At 69.8% G+C, this 21418-nt stretch carries 19 protein-coding genes and 1 pseudogene; 13 read left to right on the top strand and 7 right to left on the bottom strand.

Annotated elements, in window-relative coordinates; all coding sequences use genetic code 11:
- The coding region (pgi, locus tag VFH59_RS03365) for a glucose-6-phosphate isomerase (RefSeq protein WP_325163474.1) at positions 1–1201 on the top strand (1201 nt) is incomplete at its 5' end.
- Positions 1202–1282: 81 nt separating this feature from the next.
- Here pgi and queG read toward each other — a convergent pair.
- Entirely contained in the window at positions 1283–2356 is a 1074-nt protein-coding gene (gene queG, locus VFH59_RS03360) for a tRNA epoxyqueuosine(34) reductase QueG (protein ID WP_414655844.1), read from the bottom strand.
- Positions 2357–2397: 41 nt separating this feature from the next.
- On the opposite strand from queG, the gene VFH59_RS03355 reads away from it, so the two are divergent.
- The 5 genes from VFH59_RS03355 to VFH59_RS03335 all read left to right on the top strand — a co-directional run bounded on the left by VFH59_RS03355 (position 2398) and on the right by VFH59_RS03335 (position 8880).
- Positions 2398–3885: an NAD(P)H-hydrate dehydratase gene (locus VFH59_RS03355; RefSeq protein ID WP_325163472.1), complete on the top strand. Its 1488-nt coding sequence runs from the start codon at positions 2398–2400 to the stop codon at positions 3883–3885.
- Positions 3882–4340, top strand: coding sequence for a tRNA (adenosine(37)-N6)-threonylcarbamoyltransferase complex ATPase subunit type 1 TsaE (tsaE, locus tag VFH59_RS03350; protein WP_325163471.1), 459 nt, complete (start codon positions 3882–3884; stop codon positions 4338–4340). The genes VFH59_RS03355 and tsaE overlap by 4 nt, the downstream gene beginning before the upstream one ends.
- Before the next feature lie 161 nt (positions 4341–4501).
- Complete coding sequence (locus tag VFH59_RS03345; RefSeq protein ID WP_325163470.1) at positions 4502–5950, top strand: N-acetylmuramoyl-L-alanine amidase; 1449 nt, start codon at positions 4502–4504, stop codon at positions 5948–5950.
- Positions 5951–6047: 97 nt separating this feature from the next.
- Positions 6048–7853, top strand: a complete 1806-nt coding sequence (mutL, locus tag VFH59_RS03340; protein WP_325163469.1) for a DNA mismatch repair endonuclease MutL — start codon at positions 6048–6050, stop codon at positions 7851–7853.
- Positions 7854–7965: 112 nt separating this feature from the next.
- Positions 7966–8880: a DUF1684 domain-containing protein gene (locus tag VFH59_RS03335; protein WP_325163468.1), complete on the top strand. Its 915-nt coding sequence runs from the start codon at positions 7966–7968 to the stop codon at positions 8878–8880.
- Positions 8881–8905: 25 nt separating this feature from the next.
- On the opposite strand, the gene VFH59_RS03330 is transcribed toward VFH59_RS03335, so the two are convergent.
- Entirely contained in the window at positions 8906–9688 is a 783-nt protein-coding gene (locus tag VFH59_RS03330) for an enoyl-CoA hydratase-related protein (RefSeq protein WP_325163467.1), read from the bottom strand.
- 146 nt (positions 9689–9834) lie between these two features.
- Between VFH59_RS03330 and VFH59_RS03325 the strand changes: the two genes are divergently transcribed.
- The 3 genes and pseudogenes from VFH59_RS03325 to VFH59_RS03310 all read left to right on the top strand — a co-directional run bounded on the left by VFH59_RS03325 (position 9835) and on the right by VFH59_RS03310 (position 12362).
- Positions 9835–10545 (top strand): FKBP-type peptidyl-prolyl cis-trans isomerase, encoded by a 711-nt coding sequence (locus tag VFH59_RS03325; RefSeq protein ID WP_325163466.1) that lies wholly within the window; start codon positions 9835–9837, stop codon positions 10543–10545.
- Between the two features lie 136 nt (positions 10546–10681).
- Positions 10682–11514, top strand: a pseudogene (locus tag VFH59_RS03315) (NUDIX hydrolase).
- The gene (locus VFH59_RS03310; protein ID WP_325163463.1) at positions 11493–12362 is read left to right on the top strand and encodes a sulfurtransferase; all 870 of its coding nucleotides are present in this window, start codon (positions 11493–11495) and stop codon (positions 12360–12362) included. Before VFH59_RS03315 ends, VFH59_RS03310 begins: the two are co-directional and overlap by 22 nt.
- A gap of 81 nt (positions 12363–12443) precedes the next feature.
- Here the strand turns inward: VFH59_RS03310 and VFH59_RS03305 are convergent, their stop codons facing one another.
- From VFH59_RS03305 to uvrA, 4 genes are all read right to left on the bottom strand, one after another.
- A complete protein-coding gene (locus VFH59_RS03305) occupies positions 12444–13202 on the bottom strand; it encodes an enoyl-CoA hydratase/isomerase family protein (RefSeq protein WP_325163462.1) in 759 nt (252 codons plus the stop codon).
- 119 nt (positions 13203–13321) lie between these two features.
- Entirely contained in the window at positions 13322–14764 is a 1443-nt protein-coding gene (locus VFH59_RS03300; RefSeq protein WP_325163461.1) for a DUF4139 domain-containing protein, read from the bottom strand.
- A gap of 109 nt (positions 14765–14873) precedes the next feature.
- The gene (locus VFH59_RS03295; protein ID WP_325163460.1) at positions 14874–15344 is read right to left on the bottom strand and encodes a thioesterase family protein; all 471 of its coding nucleotides are present in this window, start codon (positions 15342–15344) and stop codon (positions 14874–14876) included.
- Positions 15341–18286: an excinuclease ABC subunit UvrA gene (uvrA, locus tag VFH59_RS03290; protein ID WP_325163459.1), complete on the bottom strand. Its 2946-nt coding sequence runs from the start codon at positions 18284–18286 to the stop codon at positions 15341–15343. Before uvrA ends, VFH59_RS03295 begins: the two co-directional genes overlap by 4 nt.
- Before the next feature lie 197 nt (positions 18287–18483).
- Here uvrA and VFH59_RS03285 point away from each other — a divergent pair, with 197 nt between their 5' ends.
- From VFH59_RS03285 to cgtA, 4 genes are all read left to right on the top strand, one after another.
- Positions 18484–19017 carry a DUF2059 domain-containing protein gene (locus tag VFH59_RS03285; RefSeq protein WP_325163458.1) on the top strand — a complete coding sequence of 178 codons (534 nt, stop codon included), beginning with the start codon at positions 18484–18486 and terminating at the stop codon, positions 19015–19017.
- Positions 19018–19131: 114 nt separating this feature from the next.
- Positions 19132–19446: a 50S ribosomal protein L21 gene (gene rplU, locus VFH59_RS03280; protein WP_325163457.1), complete on the top strand. Its 315-nt coding sequence runs from the start codon at positions 19132–19134 to the stop codon at positions 19444–19446.
- 23 nt (positions 19447–19469) lie between these two features.
- On the top strand, positions 19470–19727 hold the full coding sequence (rpmA, locus tag VFH59_RS03275; RefSeq protein WP_291192566.1) for a 50S ribosomal protein L27: 258 nt from the start codon (positions 19470–19472) through the stop codon (positions 19725–19727).
- A gap of 154 nt (positions 19728–19881) precedes the next feature.
- On the top strand, positions 19882–20961 hold the full coding sequence (gene cgtA / locus VFH59_RS03270) for an Obg family GTPase CgtA (RefSeq protein ID WP_325163456.1): 1080 nt from the start codon (positions 19882–19884) through the stop codon (positions 20959–20961).
- A 267-nt stretch (positions 20962–21228) separates the two neighbouring features.
- Here the strand turns inward: cgtA and rpsT are convergent.
- A partial coding sequence (rpsT, locus tag VFH59_RS03265) for a 30S ribosomal protein S20 (RefSeq protein WP_325163455.1) occupies positions 21229–21418 on the bottom strand: 190 nt, incomplete at its 5' end.

Here is a 21418-nt window from a genome sequence, read left to right as displayed (position 1 = left end):
CACCGACATCGTCAACATCGGCATCGGCGGCTCCGACCTGGGTCCGCGCCTTGCGGTCGCCGCGCTGGCGCCGTTCCGTACGCCGAAGGTACGCAGCCATTTCCTCACCAACGTCGACGGCCAGGCTGCCTACGACCTGATCACCCGCCTCGATCCGAGGACCACGCTGGTGGTCATGGTTTCCAAGACCTTCACCACGCAGGAAACGCTGCTCAACGGCAACGTGCTGCGCGGCTGGATCCTGGAGGCCTGCAACGGCGACGAGCGCGAGGTGGCGCGGCATTTCCTGGCGGTCAGCGCCAACACGGAGGTTGCAGGCAGCTGGGGCGTGCCGCTCAGGCAGATCTTCCCGATGTGGGACTTCGTCGGCGGGCGCTACTCGCTGTGGTCGGCGGTCGGGCTGTCGCTGGCCCTGGCGATCGGCACGCAGGGCTTCCGCGCCGTGCTGGCCGGCGGTGCGCGCATGGACGACCACTTCCGCAGCGCGCCGTGGCAGCAGAACCTGCCGGCGCTGCTGGCGCTCGTCGAGATATGGAACCGCGACGTGCTGGGTTACCCGACGCGGGGCGTGGTGCCTTACGCGGACCTGCTCGGGGACCTGCCGAGCTACCTGCAGCAGCTGGAAATGGAAAGCCTGGGCAAGTCGGTGACGCCGGAGGGCCAGCCGGTGGGCCAGCCCACGGTGCCGGTGGTGTGGGGCAGCGTCGGCACCAACGCCCAGCACGCCTATTTCCAGGCGCTGCACCAGGGCACCGAGGTCGTGCCGCTGGACCTGATAGGCGTCGTCAACCCCGCGCACCCGCTGACCGGCAACCACGACGCGCTGCTGTCCAACCTGCTCGCCCAGGCGGCCGCGCTGGCCCTGGGCAAGACGCCGCAGGAGGCGCTCGCCGAGCATCCTGCCGGGGGTGAGATGCTGGCGGCGCAACGTACCTTCCCCGGCGACCGGCCGAGCTCGGTGATCCTGCTCGATGCGCTCACGCCCGAGAGCTTCGGCGCGCTGATCGCGCTCTACGAGCACAAGGTGTTCCTGCTCGGTCACCTGTGGGGGATCAATGCCTTCGACCAGTGGGGCGTGGAGCTGGGCAAGAGCATCGCCCGGCAGATCCTGCCGGCGCTGCGTGGCGAGCAGTCCGACGTGCCGCCGCTGGATGCGGCGACCTGCGCCTTGATCGAGGCCATCCACGAGCGCCGCACCTAGCACGCCCGGGAGTGCGACCGGGCGCGACCGACCGCGCCGGGCATCCCGCTGACGCCCTGGCGGTCGCGCACAGGAGCGTTCCTACGGTGGCGGCGCTCCGTGCCGCGCCAGCGCCCAGGCCACGTGCTCGCGCACGATGGGTGAGGGGTGCTGTTCCCGCGACCGCAAGGCGGCGATCACCTCGCCCGTCGAGGGCGCATTCCCCAGCGCTACCGCAATGTTGCGCAACCAGCCCTCGTAGCCGGTGCGGCGGATGGCCATGCCTTCGGTGCGGTGCAGGAACGCCTCCTCGCTCCAGGCGAACAGCTCCGCCAGCCTGGCCCCGTCCAGGCTGTGGCGAGGGGCGAAATCCGGTTCGGTGGCATCCTGCGCGAACTTGTTCCACGGGCAGACCAGCTGGCAGTCGTCGCAGCCGAAGATCCGGTTGCCCATCGGCGCACGCAATTCTTCGGGGATCGAGCCCTTCAGTTCGATCGTGAGATAGGAAATGCAGCGGCGCGCGTCGAGCCGATAGGGACCCAGGATCGCCTGGGTCGGGCAGACGTCGATGCAGCGCGAGCAGGTGCCGCAGTGCGCCGTGGCAGGGGCGTCGACCGGCAGCGGCAGGTCGGTGTAGAGCTCGCCGAGGAAGAAATACGAGCCGGCATCCTTGTTGATCAGCACGGTGTGCTTGCCGATCCAGCCCAGCCCCGCGTTGCGGGCGAGCGCCTTCTCCAGCACCGGCGCCGAGTCGACGTAGGCCCGGTAGCCGAACTCGCCGATGGCGGCGCGGATACGCTCGGCCAGCTTCTGCAGCCGGTTGCGCATCAGCTTGTGGTAGTCCCGGCCCAGCGCGTAGCGGGCCACGTACGCAGCCTCGCCGTCCGCGAGCACCTCCCAGGCTTGGCGGGTGCCGGGTGCGCGGTAGTCCATGCGTACCGAAATGACCCGCACGGTGCCCGGCTCCAGCTCGGCCGGACGACTGCGGCGGGTGCCGTGGCGGGCCATGTAGTCCATCTCGCCGTGCAGGCCCTCGCCCAGCCAGCGTTCGAGGTGCGACTCGTCCTCGCCGAGCGCGACGCCGCTGATTGCGGTTTCGGCGAATCCCAGCTCGCGCGCCCATTGCCTGATGTCGCGGGCCAGCGTGGCGTAGTCGGGGGGAGGAACGACGGACATGGGCGTCATTGTAAGGGCGGGCCCGCACCTATAATCGCCCGATGACCGTGCCGGATTGCCACGCCCTCTACACCGTTGCCCAGGTGCGCGCGCTGGACCGGCGCGCGATCGCGGACCTGGGCGTGCCTGGCTTCGAGCTCATGCGCCGTGCGGCCGCCGCGGCTCTCGCCAGCCTCCGCCGGCACTGGCCGCAGGCGCAGCGCGTCGCGGTCTACTGCGGGCCCGGCAACAACGGCGGTGACGGCTACCTGCTGGCGCTGCTGGCCCGCGAAGCGGGTCTGGCGGCCGAGGTAATGGCGCTGGTGGACGGATCGGGCGAGGGCGATGCCGCCCGCGCACGGGTTGCCTGCGCGCAGGGCGGGGTGCCCGTGCATCCCTGGGACGGGGCCTCGGCGCTGCCGGAAGCCGATGTACACGTGGATGCGCTCTACGGCACCGGTCTGAACCGCCCGCCGCAGCCGATGGCGGCCGCCTTGATCGAAAAGCTCAACGCGGCCGGTGCGCCGATCCTGGCGCTGGACGTGCCCTCGGGTCTCGATGCCGACACCGGGCACTGTCCGGGCGCGGCGATCCACGCCCACCTCACGGTCAGCTTCATTGCCGCCAAGCGTGGCCTGCATACCGGCCAGGCCGGTGCGCACACGGGATTCATCGAGCTGGCCACACTGGGGCTGCCCGAAAGCCTGTGGCAGGAGGCACCGCCGGATGCCTGCCTGCTCGAAGCGGCCACGCTGCCGGCACGCCCGCGCGATGCACACAAGGGCCGCAACGGCCACGTGCTCGCCGTCGGCGGAGACCACGGCACTGCCGGTGCGATCCGCTTGTGCGGCGAGGGGGCCCTGCGCGGTGGCGCCGGGCTGGTCAGCGTGGCCACGCAACCGGAGCATCTGGTCGCGCTCAACGCCGCCCGTCCCGAACTGATGGCGCACGCGGTCGATGGGCCGCAGGCACTGGCACCGCTGCTCGGGCGTGCCACTGTGCTCGCGCTCGGACCGGGCCTGGGACAGCGCGCCTGGGGGCACGCGCTGTGGCTGACCGCGCTCGACAGCCCCTTGCCGCTGGTGCTGGACGCCGACGGCCTCAACCTGCTGGCGGCAGAGCCCCGCCGCTTCGATGGCGGGCGACGGGTAGTGCTCACGCCGCATCCGGGCGAGGCGGCGCGCCTGCTCGGCTGTCCCATCGCCGCCATCGAACGCGATCGCTTCGCCGCGGCACGCGCGCTCGCAAAGCGTTTCGGCGCCTTGGCCGTGCTCAAGGGTGCAGGGTCGCTGATTGCCGACCCGGAGGGCCGCCTGGACGTCTGCCCCTGGGGCAACCCGGGCATGGCCTCGGGCGGGATGGGCGACCTGCTGACCGGCCTGATTGCCGCGTTGCTGGCGCAGGGCTGCTCCGCCCGGGATGCCGCCCGCCTCGGCGTGGGGCTGCACGCACGCGCAGGTGATTGCGCCGCACGCGAGGGCGAGCGCGGCCTGATCGCCAGCGATCTGCTCGCCCCGCTGCGCCGCCTGCTGAACGGACTGGATGCATGAGCTACTGGACCCTTCCCGACGAAACCGCGACCGCCGCCCTGGCCCAGCGCTTTGCCACCGCGGTCGATGGCGGCCTGGTGATCTACCTGCATGGCGACCTCGGCGCCGGCAAGACCAGCTTCGCCCGGGCGTTGCTCGGCGCGCTGGGCGTGGGCGAGCGGGTCAAGAGCCCCACCTACAGCCTGGTCGAGTCCTATCGCGCAGGCGAGCTCGCTGCCTGGCACCTGGACCTCTACCGTATTGCCGATCCGGGTGAACTGGAGTGGCTGGGCCTGGATGCCCTGGGCGACCCCGCCTCCCTGGTCCTGGTCGAGTGGCCCGAGCGCGGGACCGGAGCCTTGCCGGCACCGGACCTGGTCCTGCAACTGGAGCATGCCGGCAACGGGCGGTCCGCCCGGGCCGAGCCGCGCAGCGACCGCGGCAGGGCGATGCTGGCGCGCCTTGGTGAAGGCTAAGTTTCGGTTTCGTAAGAGAAAACCGGGCTGCTCCGATTGGCGGAAAAGGCGGAGCCGGGCGCCCCATACCTTGGGACGGTATGACAAAAGCGGCGCAGGTTATGGATATTCAAGGGAAAAACCCTTGCAATCTCCTTTTTGCTGGGTTTCAATGCGGCGCCATGACACGTACGTTCGCGCGCCTGGGAGGTCTCGGCCTGGTGGCCCTAGCCGCCGCGCTGCCGCTGTGCGGCGCGCACGCGACCGACGTGCGGAATGCGCGCGTATGGGCGGGCCCCGAGTACACCCGCGTGGTGTTCGACCTGTCCGGCCCGGTCGACTACAAGCTGCACCGCACGGGCGACACGGTCGAACTGGCCCTGCCTGGCGGCGACCTGGCGCGCGGCTTCGATGCCCCGGCCGCACAGGGCCTCTTCAAGGGCCTCGACAGCCAGGCTTCCGCCAGTGAACTGCGCCTGATGGCGCACGCCGCCGATGGCGCGCGGCCGAAGAGCTTCCTGCTCAAGCCCGCGGGCGGCCACGGCTACCGGCTGGTGCTCGATCTCTACCCGGGCAAGGACACGGTCGCCACGGACACGACCGACGACCGCGGTGCAGGCCTGTTGGCCAACGTCAAGCCGACCCATAGCGTGGGCAAGGGTGCCCAGCAGGCGGCCGCACTGCTCGGCGGCGAACGCAAGGTGATCGTCGCGGTCGACGCCGGCCACGGCGGCAAGGACCCCGGTTCGCATGGCCCCCATGGCACGCAGGAGAAGGACGTCACCCTCGCGGTCGCCCGTGCCCTGGCGGCGGAGATCAACCGCCAGCCCGGCATGAAGGCGGTGCTGACCCGCGACGGCGACTATTTCATCCCGCTCAAGCGCCGCTACCAGATTGCCCGCGAGCAGAACGCGGACATGTTCGTCTCGATCCACGCCGACTCCTTCACCAGCAGCGACGCCAAGGGTTCGTCGGTGTGGGTGCTTTCGCCGCGCGGCAAGACCTCGGAGGCGGCGCGCTGGCTCGCCGACCGCGAGAACCGGGCCGACCTCATCGGCGGTGTCTCGCTGGACGACAAGGACGACAGCCTTGCCGCCGTGCTGCTGGACCTGCAGCAGGGCTACGCCATCCAGGCCAGCGAGGCGATCGCCGGCAACGTGCTCAAGGCGCTGGCCAGGCTGGGCCCGACGCATCGCGGCTACGTCGAGCACGCCAACTTCGTGGTGCTGCGCTCGCCGGACGTACCCTCGATCCTGGTCGAGACGGCCTTCATCAGCAATCCGACCGAAGAGCGCAAGCTGCGCGACCCGGCGCACCAGCGCGAGCTGGCCGAGGCGGTGACGGGAGGCGTGCGCAATTATTTCGAGGCCACGCCGCCGCCGGGCACCTGGTTCGCCGCGCAGGCGATGCGCCGCACCGGCACGCTCGCGTCGGCCACGGAGGTTGCCACGCCGGCGGCCGATACCCGCGCCGACGCCAACGTGCGCGACCTGCACAGGGTCGCGCGCGGCGAGAGCCTGGGCAGCATCGCGCGCCAGTACGGCGTGAGCGTAACCGCGCTCAAGAGCGCCAACCGGATGAGCAGCGACACGGTGCAGGCAGGCGCGGTGCTGGCCATTCCAGCCGGTTAGTCGGCGTTTTCCCGGGGCGCGTGCGAAGACCAGTCCCGGCTTGATCGCCCGAACATCACGGGTGCGGTTCACGTGCCACACCCATTAAGCTTGCGCGATGCCTGTCATCCGCCAGCTTCCTCCCGACCTCATCAACCAGATTGCCGCCGGCGAGGTGATCGAGCGCCCGTCCTCGGTCGTCAAGGAACTGGTCGAGAACAGCCTCGACGCCGGCGCCACGCGGATCGAGGTGGACATCGAGCAGGGCGGGGCGCGGTTGATCCGCGTGCGCGACGACGGTGGCGGCATCGCCCCGGACGACCTGCCGCTGGCAGTGGCGTCGCATGCCACCAGCAAGATCGGCAGTTTCGACGATCTGGAACACGTGGCCAGCATGGGGTTCCGTGGGGAGGCGCTGGCTTCGGTGGCCTCGGTCGCGCGCTTCGCGCTGACCTCGCGCACGCGCGCCGGCGACAGCGCGTTCCGGCTCGAGGTGGACGGCGGGCGCATGCAGCCCGTGCGGCCGGCGCAACATCCGGTCGGCACCAGCGTCGAGGTGCGCGACCTGTTCTTCAACGTGCCGGCGCGCCGGAAGTTCCTGCGCGCCGAGCGCACCGAGTTCGCGCATATCGACGACCTGCTCAAGTCGCTGTCGCTGGCGCGCCGCTCGGTGGAATTCCGCCTGAGCCACAACGGCAAGCCGTTGCGCCTGTTCAGGGCCTGCCAGGATCAGGCGACGGCGCTGGCGCGCGTGGCCGAGGTGCTGGGCGAGGGCTTTCCGGGGCAAAGCCTGCACATCGAGCACGCCGCGGCCGGCATGCAGCTGTCCGGCTGGGTCGGCCTGCCGACCGCCTCGCGCGGACAGGCCGATGGCCAGTACTTCTACGTCAACGGCCGGCTGGTACGCGATCGCGTCGTCGCCCACGCGGTGCGCCAGGCCTATGCAGACGTGCTGTTCCACGGCCGTCACCCGGCCTTCGTCCTCTATCTGGAGCTCGACCCGGCGGGCGTGGACGTCAACGTGCATCCGGCCAAGCACGAAGTGCGTTTCCGCGAGCAGCGGCTGGTGCACGACTTCCTGTTCCGCAGCCTGCACGAAGCCCTGGCGCAGACCCGGGCAGGACAGGCGGCGTCGCCGCAGCCCGAGCCGATGGCGGCCCCGGCGCCGGCCTATGCCTATGGCGGACCGGCACCCGCGCGCCCTGCGGGCTTCGCGCAGAGCCGGCTCAGCCTCGGGCTGCGCGACGAGCCGCTGGCCGACTACGCCACGCTGTTGGGCGAGTCCCCGGCGGCGGGCGCCGTCATTGCCACCGCGATGCCCGAGGCGGACGAGCGCGAGGCGCCGCCCCTGGGTTTCGCGATCGCCCAGCTGAAGAACATCTACATCCTCGCCGAGAATGCGCACGGCCTGGTGCTGGTGGACATGCACGCGGCCCATGAGCGCATTACCTACGAAAAGCTCAAGGCCGGCCGCGCCTGCAGCAGCCTGCGCTCGCAGATGCTGCTGGTCCCGCTCAACCTGTCGGTGAGCGCGAAGGAGGCCGCGGCGGCCGAGGAGCACGCCGACGCGCTGGCCGACTGGGGCCTGGAGCTTTCGCGCAGCGGCCCCTCCACCGTGGTGGTGCGGCGCATACCCGCGCTGCTCGAGGGTGCCGACGTCGGCCAGCTGACCGCCGACGTGCTGGCCGAGCTGGCCCAGCACGGCAGTTCACGACGCCTGCAGGAGCTGGAAAACGAGCTGCTTTCCACCATGGCCTGCCATGGCTCGGTGCGCGCCGGTCGCCGGCTGACCCTGCCCGAGATGAACGCACTGCTGCGCGAGATGGAGGCGACCGAGCGTTCCGGGCAGTGCAATCACGGACGCCCGACCTGGGTGCAACTCTCCCTGGGCGAACTGGACCGGCTGTTCCTGCGCGGCCGGTGATCGCGCGGCGCCGTGCGGGACGTGGCGCGCGGTGGTCGCGCACGGGTGCGCTGCTCCAGGGCACGTGCGTGCGCTCGTCTATACTCGAGGGCATTTCCCGCTGGAGAGCCCCATGCTTCGCGCCAGCCTGTTCCTCGCACTCACGACTTTGGGAGCCGTTGCCGTGCACGCCGCCGAGACCGATCCGTACACCCGCCAGATCGAACAGTGGCGCGCCGACCGCGTGGCGCGGCTGACCGCCCCGGATGGCTGGCTGAGCCTGATCGGGCTGGAATGGCTGCACGAGGGCGCCAATCGTGTCGGCCGCGCCGCCGACAACGACATCGTGCTCAAGGCCGGTCCGGCGCACCTCGGCACGGTCACGCTCGCTGCGGACGGCAGCCTGCACATCGCGTTCGACGAGGGCGCCGGCGCCACCATCGACGGCCAGCGCACCAGCGCGGCGGCGCTGGTCGACGACATGCACGCCGGTGCAGCGGGTCCGACCCTGGTGCGTTTCGGCAGCGCGAGCTTCTACGTGATCGACCGCGAAGGCCGCAAGGCGCTGCGCGTGAAGGACCCCGAGGCACCGACCCGCGCGCACTTCGCGGGCATCGATTATTTCCCGATCGATCCGTCCTGGCGCGTCGAGGCCGACTGGGTGCCCTTCGCGCCGGCGCACAAGCTGGAAATCGGCTCGGTGATCGGCACGATCGATGCGGTCGATGTGCCGGGCAAGGCCGTGTTCCAACGCGACGGCCACACGTTCGAACTGATGCCTTACCAGGAGGAACCGGGCGGCGAGCTGTTCTTCGTGATGGCCGACCGCACCTCCGGCAGGGAGACCTACGGTGCCGCGCGCTTCTTCTACGCCGCGCTACCCAAGGGCGGTCTCTCGCAGCCGGGCAAGCTGGAGCTGGATTTCAACAAGGCCTACAACCCGCCCTGCGCGTTCACGCCGTTTGCCACCTGCCCGCTGGCGCCGCCGGAGAACCGCCTGGACATCGCGGTGACCGCCGGCGAGAAGAAGTATCGCGGCGGGCATTGATCGTCTTTTGCCGGAGCAGGGGCTATCACTGCCCCTTGAACGCGGCCTTGCGCTTCTCGAGGAATGCGCTCGTCCCTTCGCGCATGTCCTCGGTGGCAAACGCCAGCGCAAAGCCTTGCGTCTCGAACTCCAGGCCCTGGTCCAGTGCCGTCTCGCCGCCGAGCAGGATCGCATCGAGGATGCCCGCGGCGGCCAGCGGCGCGGCCGCGGCCAGCTGGTCGGCCAGCGCGTCGACGGTTTCATCGAGCGCCTCGGGCGCCACCACGCGGCTGACGAGGCCCAGCTGGTAAGCGCGCTGCGCTCCGATCGGCGCGCCCGTCAGGCACAGCTCCAGCGCCGCGCTGCGGCCGGCCAACCGCAGCAGGCGCTGGGTTCCGCCGAAGCCCGGGATCAGGCCCAGGTTGATTTCCGGCTGGCCGAACTTCGCCTTCTCGCTCGCCACGCGCAGGTGGCAGGCCATCGCCAGTTCCATGCCGCCGCCCAGGGCAAAACCCTGGATGCGCGCGATCACCGGCTTGCCCAGTCGCTCGATCGTGCTCATCAGGCGCTGACCGGTGCGCGAGAAGGACTGCGCCTGCACCGGCGTGTAGCCATTCATCTCGGCGATGTCGGCACCGGCCACGAAGGCCTTCTCGCCCGCGCCGGCCAGCACCACTGCGCGCACCGCGTCGTCCTGTGCCGCCTGGGTGAAGGCGAGGGTCAGCTCGTTGAGCGTGTCGCGGTTGAGCGCGTTGAGCTTGTCGGGACGGTTGACGGTGATGACGCGCACCGCGCCGCGGTTGGCAATCTCCAGGTTGCGATAGGCCATGGAAGCGCTCCGGCAAAGGGAAACGCGCATGTTAACGCGGGAACCTTTGGCGCCGCCCGGTTTCGAAGCAGTCGCCGGACGCGGCGCTGCATGGCGCCGCCATTTGCCCTTAGCATGGCCGGTAACGTCGATGGTGGAGGCAAGGCATGACACGACTGGGTGGGCTGGCGCTTGGCATGCTGCTGCTGGGAAGCGTTGCGCATGCGCAGGACCGCGCCGCCGCGTCGATGTCGCAGGTCAAGCTGGACAAGCACAAGCTTTCCTACGCGATCGGCTACCAGATCGGCAGCCAGTTTGCCGGCGGCGAGCCGGACGTCGACCTGGCCACCGTGCAGAAGGCCATGGCCGACGCCTACGCCAAGCGCCATCCGTCCGTTCCGATGCAGGACATGCATGCCCAGCTCGAGCGGCTGGAACAGCAGATGCACGCCAACGCCGTGGCCGAGTTCGAGCGCATCGCCCAGGCGAATGCGCGCAAGAGCGCCGCGTTCATGGCGCAGAACCGCAAGCGCCCGGGTGTGGTGCAACTGCCCTCGGGCATCCAGTACGCGGTGATCGAGTCGGGCAAGGGCACCGAGCGCCCCACGGTCACCAGCACGGTGACGGTCAACTACCGGGGCATGCTGGTGGACGGCACCGAGTTCGACAGTTCGTGGGCGCACGGCGCGCCGGTCACCTTCCAGGTCGACAAGGTCATTCCTGGTTGGCAGGACGTGATCCCGCGCATGCATGTGGGAGATCGCTGGAAGGTGGTGATCCCGCCGCGACTGGCCTACGGGGAGCGTGGGCAGTTGCCGCGCATCGGCCCCAACGAGGCGCTGGTGTTCGAGATCGAGCTGCTCGAGATTTCCAAGTAGGGGCGGTCCTCCCGCTGTCGCGGGCCGGGCCATGGAAACCCGTTCGCGTAGCGAGCGCCGGGGCAGGCACGTCGGGGGGGGGCGCCGGCGTCGACGCGCACAGTCATGCTTGCGCGCATCGGCTAAAATCGCGCGGATGCCACACGTCCCTCCCGCCCCCCTCGCCCCGCTCACGCCCTGCATCGGCATCTGTCGACTGGACGCGCGCGGATGGTGCGAGGGTTGCCTGCGCAGTGGCGAGGAGATCGCGCGCTGGCGCAGCATGGACGAGGCCGAGCGCCAGCGGTACATGCGCGAGATCCTGCCTGCGCGCGCGAGGGTGTGATGGGGGCCACCCCGGCTCGGCCGATCGAGCGCGTGTTCGACGCGCTGCCCCGGGCCTTGCGATCGCTCGCCGATCCGCCGGCGGCCCCGGGCTGGAACCATGCCCAGATGGCCGACCTTCTCGGCGACGCGCCCAGACGTGCCGCGGCGGTACTGATCGGCGTCCGCGAGGGCGTGCAGCCCCGGCTCGTGCTCACCGTGCGCACCGCCCATCTGCAGTCGCACGCGGGGCAGGTGGCGTTTCCCGGTGGGCGGCGTGACCCGGGCGACATCGACGCGGTCGATACCGCCCTGCGCGAGAGCGAGGAGGAGATCGGACTTGAACGCGCGCTGGTGCAGCCACTGGGCTTCCTCGATTGTTTCGAGACGATCAGCGGCTATTGCGTCACCCCGGTGGTCGCGCGCGTTGCCGAGCATGCGGTGCTGTATCCGACTCCGGCGGAAGTGGCGGAAGTGTTCGAAGTGCCTTTCGCCTTCTTCCTTGAACCGTCGAATCTGCGGCGCTATGTGATGGATTACCGCGGCCATCGGCGGGCCATGGTCGAGTTCGTCCACGGCGGTCACCGTATCTGGGGCGCCACCGCCGCAATGTTGCTCAACCTGCTCGAACGGATGGAACACGCATGGGCCTGTACACCACGCTGATCGACGCGGCCACGCTGGCCGCGATGCCACCGGACAAGGTGCTGATCGTCGATTGCCGGGCCGACCCCGCCGGCGCGGGCGCCGCCGATCCGGACAAGCCCGGGCGCGAGTACCGCGAAGCGCATATCCCCGGTGCGGTGCATGCCAGCCTGGAGCACGACCTGTCCGGCCTCGAACGCAAGGGTCAGGGCCTGGGGCGTCACCCGTTGCCGCTGGCGCAGGCGTTTTCCGCCGTGCTCGGGCGTTGGGGCTGGCGCCCGGGCCTGCAGGTGGTGGCCTACGATGCCGGCAGCAGCGCGCTTGCGGCGGCCCGGCTCTGGTGGCTGCTACGCCTGGCCGGTGTGCACGAGGTTGCCGTGCTCGACGGCGGTTTTGCCGCCTGGCGCGAAGCCGGGCTGCCGGTCGAAAGCGGCACGGTTGCACGCGCGTCCAGCCAGGTCGACCTGCACTTCGACCCGGCCCAGGCGATTACCGACCACGCCGCGCTGCACGCCGATCCGGCGGCCGTGCTGCTGGATGCCCGCGCCGCCGCACGCTATCGCGGGGATACCGAGCCGCTGGACCGCGCGGCCGGGCACGTGCCCGGCGCACTCAACCGGCCCTACGCCGACAACCTCGATGCGAGCGGCCGCTTCAAGTCACCTGCGCAACTGCGTGACGAGTTCACCGCGGTGCTGGGCGCTACCCCACCGCGGAAGGTGGTGCACATGTGTGGTTCGGGGGTCACTGCGTGCCACAACCTGCTGGCGATGGAGCACGCCGGTCTCCACGGCTCGCGTCTTTACGCCCCATCGTGGAGCGGGTGGGTGAGCGATCCGTCGCGGCCCGTTGCCACCGGCGCGCGGTGAGCCAGGGAAGCCTGCAGGAGCGCTCCTGGACGAGCGTCATGCCTGCCTGGGCGAGGTCGTGCTCCCTGGTGCCTGTGCCGCTCAACCCTTGCTCTTCAACCGCGCCACCAGCTGCCGGAGGGTGGTCTGGGTTTCCTTGTGGAAATAGGCGTCGACGAAGGCGTCCAGCGGTAGCGCATCGACGTCCCGCCAGGCCGCCCGCAGGTCGGCGCGGGCCAGTTCGCGCGTGGCCAGCATGGCCTGGCGCGGCAGCGCCAGCAGTTCGGCCAGCCAATGGGCCGCGCGGGTGACCACCTGGTCCACGCCGGTCAGTTCGTCCACGAAACCGCAGGCCAGCGCCTGCTCGGCCTCGAGCATGGCGCCGGCGACCAGCAGCCGCTCGGCACGGTAGGTGCCGACCACCCGGCGCAGCGCGAGCTGGATGCAGTCGGGCACGATCAGGCCCACCTGCACTTCGTTGAGGCCGATCCGGAACGGACCTTGCGCCATCACGCGGTAATCGCAGAACAGCGCCAGCACCGCGCCGCCCGCGGGGCTGTGGCCGGTGATCGCCGCCACTGCCGGCACCGGCAGGTGGGCGAGGTCCGCGCACAGGGCGAACAGGGCACGCCAGTAAGCGCGCACCCCCGCACGGTCGCGCTGCAGCAGCTCGGGCACGTCCACACCGGCGGAGAACAGGCCCGGCGCGCCGGAGATCACCAGGCCGCGCGCACCGTCGCGTGGCGCCTGGGCAAGGGCGTCGCGCAAGGCGGCAATCAGGTCCATGTTCAGTGCATTGACCGGCGGGCGGGCCAGGCGGATCTCGGCGATGTCGCCGTCGTGCGGGAGGATGTCGAGCATGGCGGTTCCTTGTGGTTGGCGTCGGGTTCTGGGTGTCGCCCCCGTGGGAGCGCGGCTGGACGTGACCCTCATGCATCCGGTCGCGCCCAGGGTGCGCTCCTGCACGGTATGCAGGGCGCTTACTCGTCCGCCGCCCAGCGGTAGTGCACCGCATAGTCGAGCGTCGCCTTGCCACCGGCCGGCACGTTTACCTTGAACTCCAGCACATCCGGCGACTGGCGGCTCGGCTTGATCGAGGAGGACGCCAGGGTCCATTCGCGCCAGCGGCCCGGATGCTCGCGGACGGTCACCACGCGCGCCGCTTCGCCGGCGTTGGCGAGGGTGATGCGGAAGGCCTCGTCCATCGTGCGGGCGGCCTTGTCCAGCTTGAACGATGTGCGCTCGCGCTCGGCCCGCAGGTCGAAGGCAGTACCCAGCGTGAGGTCCACGTTGCCACCCTTGGGGGTGTCTTCGATGCGGCCCTCGCCGAGGAATTGCGGCGTGCCGCGGTTGTCGTTGCCAAGTACCCGCAGGTAGCCGGCCGGCAGGCTGTCGAAGGCGGCAAAGTGCAGCGTGCTTTCGATGGTGTTGCCGCCACCGGTCCCGAAGTCGGGCGCGAGCATGGGTTGGGGCGGTGTCCAGCTGTTGCCGTTCTCGTAGAGCGCCGTGCGCTCGCAGGGGAGCGTGCGGGTTGCGTAGAGCGGGACCTGGCTGACGCTGCCATCCGGCAGGTCGACCGGCTGCGGCAGCGTGTACAGGCGGTAATCGCCGAGCGGGGACTGTTGCGGCATGTCGGCGGCCCCGGCCTTGTAGGCGCGAGCCATCGCGACCATCGGCCGCGGCGCCTCGGCCTTGGCGAAGCGCGGCTCCCCGGCGACCAGCTTGAGCGTGGCGTCGCGCCAGTCGCGGCCGCTGCGGTTGGCGATGCTGGCGCGCGACTCGAACTGCATGCGGCAGGCATCGCCCGGCGCGAGCGTGCCCACGTAGGCGGCGCGCCAGCCCAGGCCCGCGGTGGGGTAGCTCAACGTGGCGGTGGCGTTGCCGGGACGGCCGGCATCCACGCGCAGGCGCAGGCTGGCGCCGGTCGGGAAGTCGCCGGCGGAGCTCCGCACTGCAGCGTAGTCGCGCACCAGGGTGGTGCCGACAGCACCCTTGACCAGCAGGCCGTTGCCGGCGCGCTGCAGGGTGCCCTGTGCGAGCGTTTCGCCATTCCCGCCGAGCACGCTGACCTCCCGGCCGACCAGCCCGGCCAGCGCGGCCTCGTTGCCCTGACCCAGCAGCAGGCGCTGGGAAATCACGCGGGCCCGGCCGTCCGCAAAGGAGAGCGCGATGGCTTCGGGATCGAGGTAGAGCGGCAGGTCACCCAGGGTGATGTCCTGCGTGCCGGCCTTCAGCTGCAACATGCGCTGTTCGCGCGCCACTGCATGACCTTCGCCCACGCTGCCGTCGCCGGCGGCGGTATACAGCGAGGGACTGTCACTGCGATAGAGGGTCAGTTCGGTAGCGGTGGCCGCCTGTACGGCCGGGGTGAAGCAGGCCGCGAGGCAGGCGCAGGCGAGGGCACGGCGAGCGGGCAGGGTCATGACGGGCTCCTTCGTGGGGAAGGCCCATCATAGAGGCAGGCGCGCGGCCGCAGGGTGGGAGCCAGCCCACCCGAGCCAGCGGGGGCGGTGCAGTGGACCGACGCCAGCCCTAAGGGGTGTCTGCCGCTGCCCGGATCGAATCGGGCAGCGGGACAGGCTTGCCGCTGGCCGGGTCCATCCAGACCATGACGACGTGGCCGTCGCCGTACAACCGCTCGGGAGCCTGGGCGTCGAAGATGCGATGGCCGATGGTCATCGAGGTCGTGCCCAGGCGCTCGCAGAAGAGCTCGACATGCAATTGCGCCGGCCACTCGATCGGGCGGCGATAGTTGAGCTGGACCGCAGCCATCACCGGCATGGCGTGCTCATCGAACCAGGGGCCCGGGACATGGCTCAGCCACTGCAGCCGCGCCTCCTCCAGGTAGGTGAGGTAGTTGGAGTTGTTGACGTGGTTGAACGCGTCCAGGTCGCGCCAGCGTACCGGCAGCACCGCCGTGAACAGCGGCGTCGACGCCAACGGCGGGTGCTGTTCGGCGGCGACTTCGACCGCCGCCTTCTTCGTCGACTTGCGCGGGCTCATGGGGCCTTCTTCTTGCGGGGCATGGGTCGGTGCTTGTCGGCCGAGGCAATGTGCTTGAGCGTGTTCCTGGTGCGCTTGGCGGCCGGCTGCCCGGCGGCCTGTGCGGGTGCCGGGGGCGCTTTCAGATGCGGCAGCAGGAAGCGCCCGGTGTGCGATTCGGGAGTGCCGGCGACTTCCTCCGGCGTGCCGGCGACCAGGATGCGGCCACCGCCCGCGCCACCCTCCGGGCCGAGGTCGACGATCCAGTCGGCCGTCTTGATCACGTCGAGGTTGTGCTCGATCACGACGACGGTATTTCCCTGGTCGACCAGCTGGTGCAACACATCCAGCAACTGCTCGATGTCGTGGAAGTGCAGGCCGGTGGTGGGCTCGTCGAGGATGTAGAGGGTGCGGCCGGTGTCGCGCTTGGACAGCTCCTTGGAGAGCTTCACGCGCTGCGCCTCGCCGCCGGAGAGCGTGGTCGCGCTCTGGCCGAGCTTGATGTAGTCCAGGCCCACCGCGCGCAGGGTGTCGAGCTTGCGTGCGATGGTCGGCACGTTCTCGAACAGCTTGAGCGCGTCCTCGACCGTCATGTCGAGCACGTCGGCGATCGTGTTGCCCTTGTAGTGGATCTCCAGCGTCTCGCGGTTGTAGCGCTTGCCGTGGCAGACGTCGCAGGGCACGTACACGTCGGGCAGGAAGTGCATCTCCACCTTGATCATGCCGTCGCCTTCGCAGGCCTCGCAGCGTCCGCCACGCACGTTGAAGCTGAAGCGGCCCGGCGTGTAGCCGCGGGCGCGCGCCTCGGGCACCTGCGCGAAGAGTTCGCGCAACGGCGTGAACAGGCCGGTGTAGGTGGCCGGGTTGGAACGCGGCGTGCGGCCGATCGGCGACTGGTCGATGTCGACCACCTTGTCGAACAGGTCCATGCCGCTGACCGACTCGAACGGCGCCGGCTGCGCGCTGGCGCCGTTCAGTTCGGAGGCGGCCAGACGGAACAGGGTATCGTTGACCAGCGTGGACTTGCCCGAGCCGGACACGCCGGTGACGCAGGTGAACAGCTTGGCCGGAATCGCCAGGTCGACATGCTTGAGGTTGTTCCCATGCGCGCCCGTGAGGCGCAGCCAGGATTCCTCGTCGACCGGCTTGCGCCGTTCGGTGGGCACTTCGATGCTGCGCGTGCCGGACAGGTACTGGCCGGTCAGCGAGCGCTCGGAAGCAAGGATGTCCTTCAGCGTGCCCTGCGCCACCACCTCGCCACCGTGCACGCCGGCGCCGGGGCCGATGTCGAGCACGTGGTCGGCCATGCGGATGGCATCCTCGTCGTGTTCGACCACGATCACCGTGTTGCCCAGGTCACGCAGCCGCGTGAGGGTGCCGAGCAGGCGTTCGTTGTCGCGCTGGTGCAGTCCGATCGAGGGCTCATCGAGCACGTACATCACGCCGACCAGGCCGGCGCCGATCTGGCTGGCCAGGCGGATGCGCTGGGCTTCGCCGCCGGAGAGCGTGTCGGCCTGGCGGTCCAGCGTGAGGTAGTTGAGGCCAACGTCGTTGAGGAAGGTCAGCCGCTCGCGGATCTCCTTGACGATCTTGGCCGCGATCTCGCCGCGCCAGCCGGTGAGGCTGAGCTGCTCGAAGAAGGCCAGCGCGTCGTCGATCGAGCGGTTGGTCAGCGCCGGCAGCGCGTGATCGGCGACGAACACGTTGCGCGCCGAGCGGTTCAGGCGCTGGCCTTCGCAGGTGGGGCAGGGATGGTCGCTGATGTACTTGGCCAGCTCCTCGCGCACCGCGGTGGACTCGGTTTCCTTGTAGCGCCGCTCGAGGTTGGGAAGGATGCCCTCGAAGGCGTGCTCGCGGGTCACCCGGCCGCCGCGTTCGGTGAGGTAGCGGAAGGCGATCTTCTCCTTGCCGCTGCCATACAGGATCGCCTGCTGGACGTGCGGGGACAGATCGCGCCAGCGGGTGTCGACGGCAAAGCCGTAGTGCGCGGCGAGCGACTGCAGCATCTGGAAGTAGTGCGGGTTGCGGCGGTCCCAGCCGCGGATCGCGCCGCTGGACAGCGGCAGCTCCGGATGGCCGACCACGCGCGCGGGGTCGAACACCTGGGTCACGCCCAGGCCGTCGCAGCTCGGGCAGGCGCCGATCGGCGAGTTGAACGAGAACAGACGCGGTTCGAGTTCCGGCAGCGAGTAGTCGCAGACCGGGCAGGAGTAGCGCGAGGAGAACAATTGCTCGGGCGCCTTGTCGTCGTCCATGTCGACCACGATCGCCAGCCCGTCACCCAGGCGCAGCGCGGTCTCGAACGACTCGGCCAGGCGCTGCTTGAGGTCCTCGCGCGGGCGGAAGCGGTCGATCACCACCTCGATGGTGTGCTTCTGGCGCAGGGTCAGCGGCGGCACGGCATCGAGCTCGTACACCACGCCGTCGACGCGCGCGCGCACGAAGCCCTGCGCGCGCAGCTGGTCGAACACCTGCACGTGCTCGCCCTTGCGCTCACGGACCACCGGCGCGAGCAGCATCCAGCGCTTCTCCGGGTCCAGCGCCAGCGTGCCATCCACCATCTGGCTGACCGTCTGCGCCTCCAGCGGGATGGCGTGGTCCGGGCAGCGCGGCGTGCCGACGCGGGCGTAGAGCAGGCGCAGGTAATCGTAGACCTCGGTGATCGTGCCGACGGTCGAGCGCGGGTTGTGCGAGGTCGACTTCTGCTCGATCGAGATCGCCGGCGAGAGGCCCTCGATGGTGTCGACGTCGGGCTTTTCCATCATCGACAGGAACTGGCGCGCGTAGGCCGAGAGCGACTCGACGTAGCGGCGCTGGCCTTCGGCGTAGATCGTGTCGAAGGCGAGCGAGGATTTGCCCGAGCCGGACAGCCCCGTGATCACGATCAGGCGATCGCGCGGCAGGTCCAGGTCGACGTTCTTGAGGTTGTGCGTGCGGGCGCCGCGGATGCGTATGGTTTCCATGCGCGCAGAGATATGGGGGAGACCGGCCACTATACCAACCTGCCGAGGTCAGAAATTGAGTGCCCCGTATCGCGCGCGCCGGAGATCTCCTCCCCGTAGGAGCGCACCGGCGCGGAGCAGCCGGATTCCGGGCGCTACGCCTTCCGCCGGGCGGCCGGCTGTGGCCAAATAACCGGCCCGGCGACGAGGAAGTGGCGATGCCCAAGCGAACCGTGACGGGCCTGGCCCTGCTGCTGGCGACAGGCGCCGCGCTGGCGGCCTCGCCCAAGCCGCCCAGCGAGGCGCAGGTGCGCCAGCTGATGGGCGTGTTCGGCATGGATCGCATGCTCGGCCAGATGAACACGCAGATGGCGGCGATGATGGCGCAGCAGCTGCCCTGCGTCCCGGCCAGCTACTGGCAGGGTTTCATCGATGCGAAGGGCGTGCAGGAGCTCACCGCGCGCATGGTGCCGATCTATCGGCGTCATTTCAGTGCCGCCGACATCCAGGGGCTGCTCAGGTTCTATCGTTCGCCGTTGGGCAAGAAGGTGATTGCCGAGATGCCCGCGACCATGGCCGAGGGCATGCAACTGGGGGAGGAATGGGGTCGTGAGCGGGCCCAGGCGATGCTGGCCGAACTGCAGAAGGGCGGCCGGATCGATGCCCAGGGGCGCTGCCCGGCCGCGCCCGCGGCCACTCCGGGCGCGGCGCTGGCAGCACCGGCACCGGGCGGTTCCTCGGCCGGGCCGTGAGCGGGCTGCTTAAAGATTGACCAGGCCGCGACGGCGCGGCTATACTTCGCCGTTCACCACGGCCGCTACGCGCGTGGCGAAACCCAAGAGAATAACGACAGAAGGGACAATCCCATGAGTTATGCAGTCATCAAGACCGGCGGCAAGCAGTACCGCGTCCAGCAGGGCGACGTGCTGCGCGTGGAGCTGCTGGATGCCGAGGAAGGCGCCAACGTGAGCTTCGACCAGGTGCTGCTGGTCGGCTCGGGCGACTCCGTCAACGTCGGCGTGCCGACCGTTGCCGGCGCCACCGTTTCGGCCACCGTGCGTCGCCACGGCCGTGCCGACAAGGTGCGCATCATCAAGTTCCGCCGCCGCAAGCACCACAAGAAGCAGATGGGGCACCGGCAGCATTTCACCGAAGTCGAGATCACGGGCATCAACGCCTGATACACCAGCCGAGGATTTAAGTCATGGCACACAAAAAAGGCGTAGGTTCGTCCCGCAACGGTCGCGACTCGAACCCGAAGTACCTGGGCGTGAAGGTCTACGGTGGCCAGGCCATCGAGGCCGGCAACATCATCGTCCGCCAGCGTGGCACCAAGTTCCATGCCGGCACCGGCGTGGGCCTGGGCCGCGACCACACCCTGTTCGCGCTGACCGACGGCGTGGTCGAGTTCAAGACCCGCGGCGAGAACAACCGCAAGTTCGTCAGCGTCGTCAAGGGCTGATCGCTCCCGACGCTGCAGCGAAAGCCCCGCTCCGGCGGGGCTTTTGTTTTTTGTGAAGCAAGGATCGGCGAGCGGGGAACGGGGAACATGCAGCTCCCCGGTTAACCTCGAGCTTCCTTGTCTGGTTCTCCCTCCTGTACCGGTTTCCCATGCCATGAAATTCGTCGACGAAGCGATCATCAAAGTCCAGGCCGGTGACGGCGGCAACGGCTGCGTCAGCTTCCGGCGCGAGAAGTTCATCCCGTTCGGTGGCCCCAACGGCGGCGACGGTGGCAGTGGAGGGTCGGTCTGGCTGGTCGCCGACGAGGGCCTGAACACGCTGATCGACTTCCGTCACCAGCGCAGCTTCAAGGCGCAGCGCGGCGAGAACGGCATGGGTTCGGACATGTACGGCAAGGGCGGCGAGGACACCACCATCCGCGTGCCGGTCGGCACCGTGATCACCAACGTCGACACCGACGAGGTGATCGGCGATCTTACCCAGCACGGCCAGCGCCTGTTGGTGGCCGAGGGTGGCAAGGGCGGGCTCGGCAACATCCACTTCAAGAGCTCGGTCAACCGCGCGCCGCGCAAGGCCACGCCCGGCACGCCGGGCGAGGTGCGCGAGCTCAAGCTCGAACTCAAGCTGCTGGCGGACGTGGGGCTGCTTGGCTTTCCCAACGCGGGCAAGTCCACCTTCATCCGTGCCGTCTCGGCGGCGACGCCGCGCGTGGCCGACTACCCGTTCACCACGCTGCATCCCAATCTGGGCGTGGTCAGCCTGGGCACAGACCAGAGCTTCGTGATCGCCGACATTCCCGGCCTGATCGAGGGTGCGGCCGAGGGCGCGGGGCTGGGCATCCAGTTCCTGCGCCACGTCTCGCGCACGCGCCTGCTGCTCCATCTGGTCGACATCGCGCCGATCGACGGTACCGATCCGGTCGAGCAGGTGCGCGCGATCGAGCAGGAGCTCTCCAAGTTCGATCCGGAGCTGCTGGAACGCCCGCGCTGGCTGGTGCTCAACAAGGCCGACGTGCTGCCGCAGGACGAGCGCCAGGCGGTCGCCGAGGACATCGTGGGTCGGCTGGAGTGGAAGGAGCCGTGGTTCCTGGTCTCGGCGATCGCGCGCGACAACACCATGGCGGTGTGCCAGCAGGTGCAACGCTTCTTCGAGTCGCAGCGCCAGGTGCGGGAAGAGCGCACCGACATGCAGCCGGGGGACGTACGCCTGCGGGGCGAGGGCGAGGTTCGCTGACGCGAGGCCGGTCGCGGTCATCTCGCCGGCGACACTCGGGCTGCCGGCTGGCGCTGCCGACCTGGGCAAAGGCCCGCCGGGCGATCGGCCGCAGGGCGGCATGACCGCGCCGGTGCGCAACCGGGCTGGACTGCCGGCTCGCGCCGCCCGCGTGCTGATCGGCTCTGGAGGCCAGGCCTCCGAATCGATACCTGGGCTTCTTCCAGGCATACGAAAAGGCCGGCTTGCGCCGGCCTTTCCATCAACCCTTTGAAGTGCCGAGCCGGCTTACGCCAGCTCGCGGATCTTCGCGTTGAGGCGGCTCTTGTGGCGAGCGGCCTTGTTCTTGTGGATCAGGCCACGCGCGGCGTAGCGGTCCATGACCGGCTGGGCGGCGGCGAAGGCTTCCACGGCGGCGGCCTTGTCCTTCGCCTCGATGGCCTTGACGACCTTCTTCAGGGCGGTGCGCACCATGGAA

It is taken from the genome of Frateuria sp., assembly GCF_035695185.1.
GTDB lineage: Bacteria > Pseudomonadota > Gammaproteobacteria > Xanthomonadales > Rhodanobacteraceae > Frateuria_A.
Note: the sequence above shows the minus strand (reverse complement) of the source record. Positions and strands in the feature narration are given on the sequence as shown.

Coding starts and splice junctions, on each gene's coding strand:
- VFH59_RS03300 (WP_325163461.1), bottom strand. CDS start 14,764: ATGACCCTGCCCGCTCGCCGTGCCCTCGCCTGCGCCTGCCTCGCGGCC.
- VFH59_RS03305 (WP_325163462.1), bottom strand. CDS start 13,202: ATGCTCGACATCCTCCCGCACGACGGCGACATCGCCGAGATCCGCCTG.
- rplU (WP_325163457.1), top strand. CDS start 19,132: ATGAGTTATGCAGTCATCAAGACCGGCGGCAAGCAGTACCGCGTCCAG.
- queG (WP_414655844.1), bottom strand. CDS start 2,356: ATGTCCGTCGTTCCTCCCCCCGACTACGCCACGCTGGCCCGCGACATC.
- VFH59_RS03330 (WP_325163467.1), bottom strand. CDS start 9,688: ATGGCCTATCGCAACCTGGAGATTGCCAACCGCGGCGCGGTGCGCGTC.
- rpmA (WP_291192566.1), top strand. CDS start 19,470: ATGGCACACAAAAAAGGCGTAGGTTCGTCCCGCAACGGTCGCGACTCG.
- VFH59_RS03295 (WP_325163460.1), bottom strand. CDS start 15,344: ATGAGCCCGCGCAAGTCGACGAAGAAGGCGGCGGTCGAAGTCGCCGCC.
- tsaE (WP_325163471.1), top strand. CDS start 3,882: ATGAGCTACTGGACCCTTCCCGACGAAACCGCGACCGCCGCCCTGGCC.
- VFH59_RS03325 (WP_325163466.1), top strand. CDS start 9,835: ATGACACGACTGGGTGGGCTGGCGCTTGGCATGCTGCTGCTGGGAAGC.
- uvrA (WP_325163459.1), bottom strand. CDS start 18,286: ATGGAAACCATACGCATCCGCGGCGCCCGCACGCACAACCTCAAGAAC.
- VFH59_RS03335 (WP_325163468.1), top strand. CDS start 7,966: ATGCTTCGCGCCAGCCTGTTCCTCGCACTCACGACTTTGGGAGCCGTT.
- VFH59_RS03285 (WP_325163458.1), top strand. CDS start 18,484: ATGCCCAAGCGAACCGTGACGGGCCTGGCCCTGCTGCTGGCGACAGGC.
- VFH59_RS03345 (WP_325163470.1), top strand. CDS start 4,502: ATGACACGTACGTTCGCGCGCCTGGGAGGTCTCGGCCTGGTGGCCCTA.
- VFH59_RS03355 (WP_325163472.1), top strand. CDS start 2,398: ATGACCGTGCCGGATTGCCACGCCCTCTACACCGTTGCCCAGGTGCGC.
- mutL (WP_325163469.1), top strand. CDS start 6,048: ATGCCTGTCATCCGCCAGCTTCCTCCCGACCTCATCAACCAGATTGCC.
- VFH59_RS03310 (WP_325163463.1), top strand. CDS start 11,493: ATGGGCCTGTACACCACGCTGATCGACGCGGCCACGCTGGCCGCGATG.
- cgtA (WP_325163456.1), top strand. CDS start 19,882: ATGAAATTCGTCGACGAAGCGATCATCAAAGTCCAGGCCGGTGACGGC.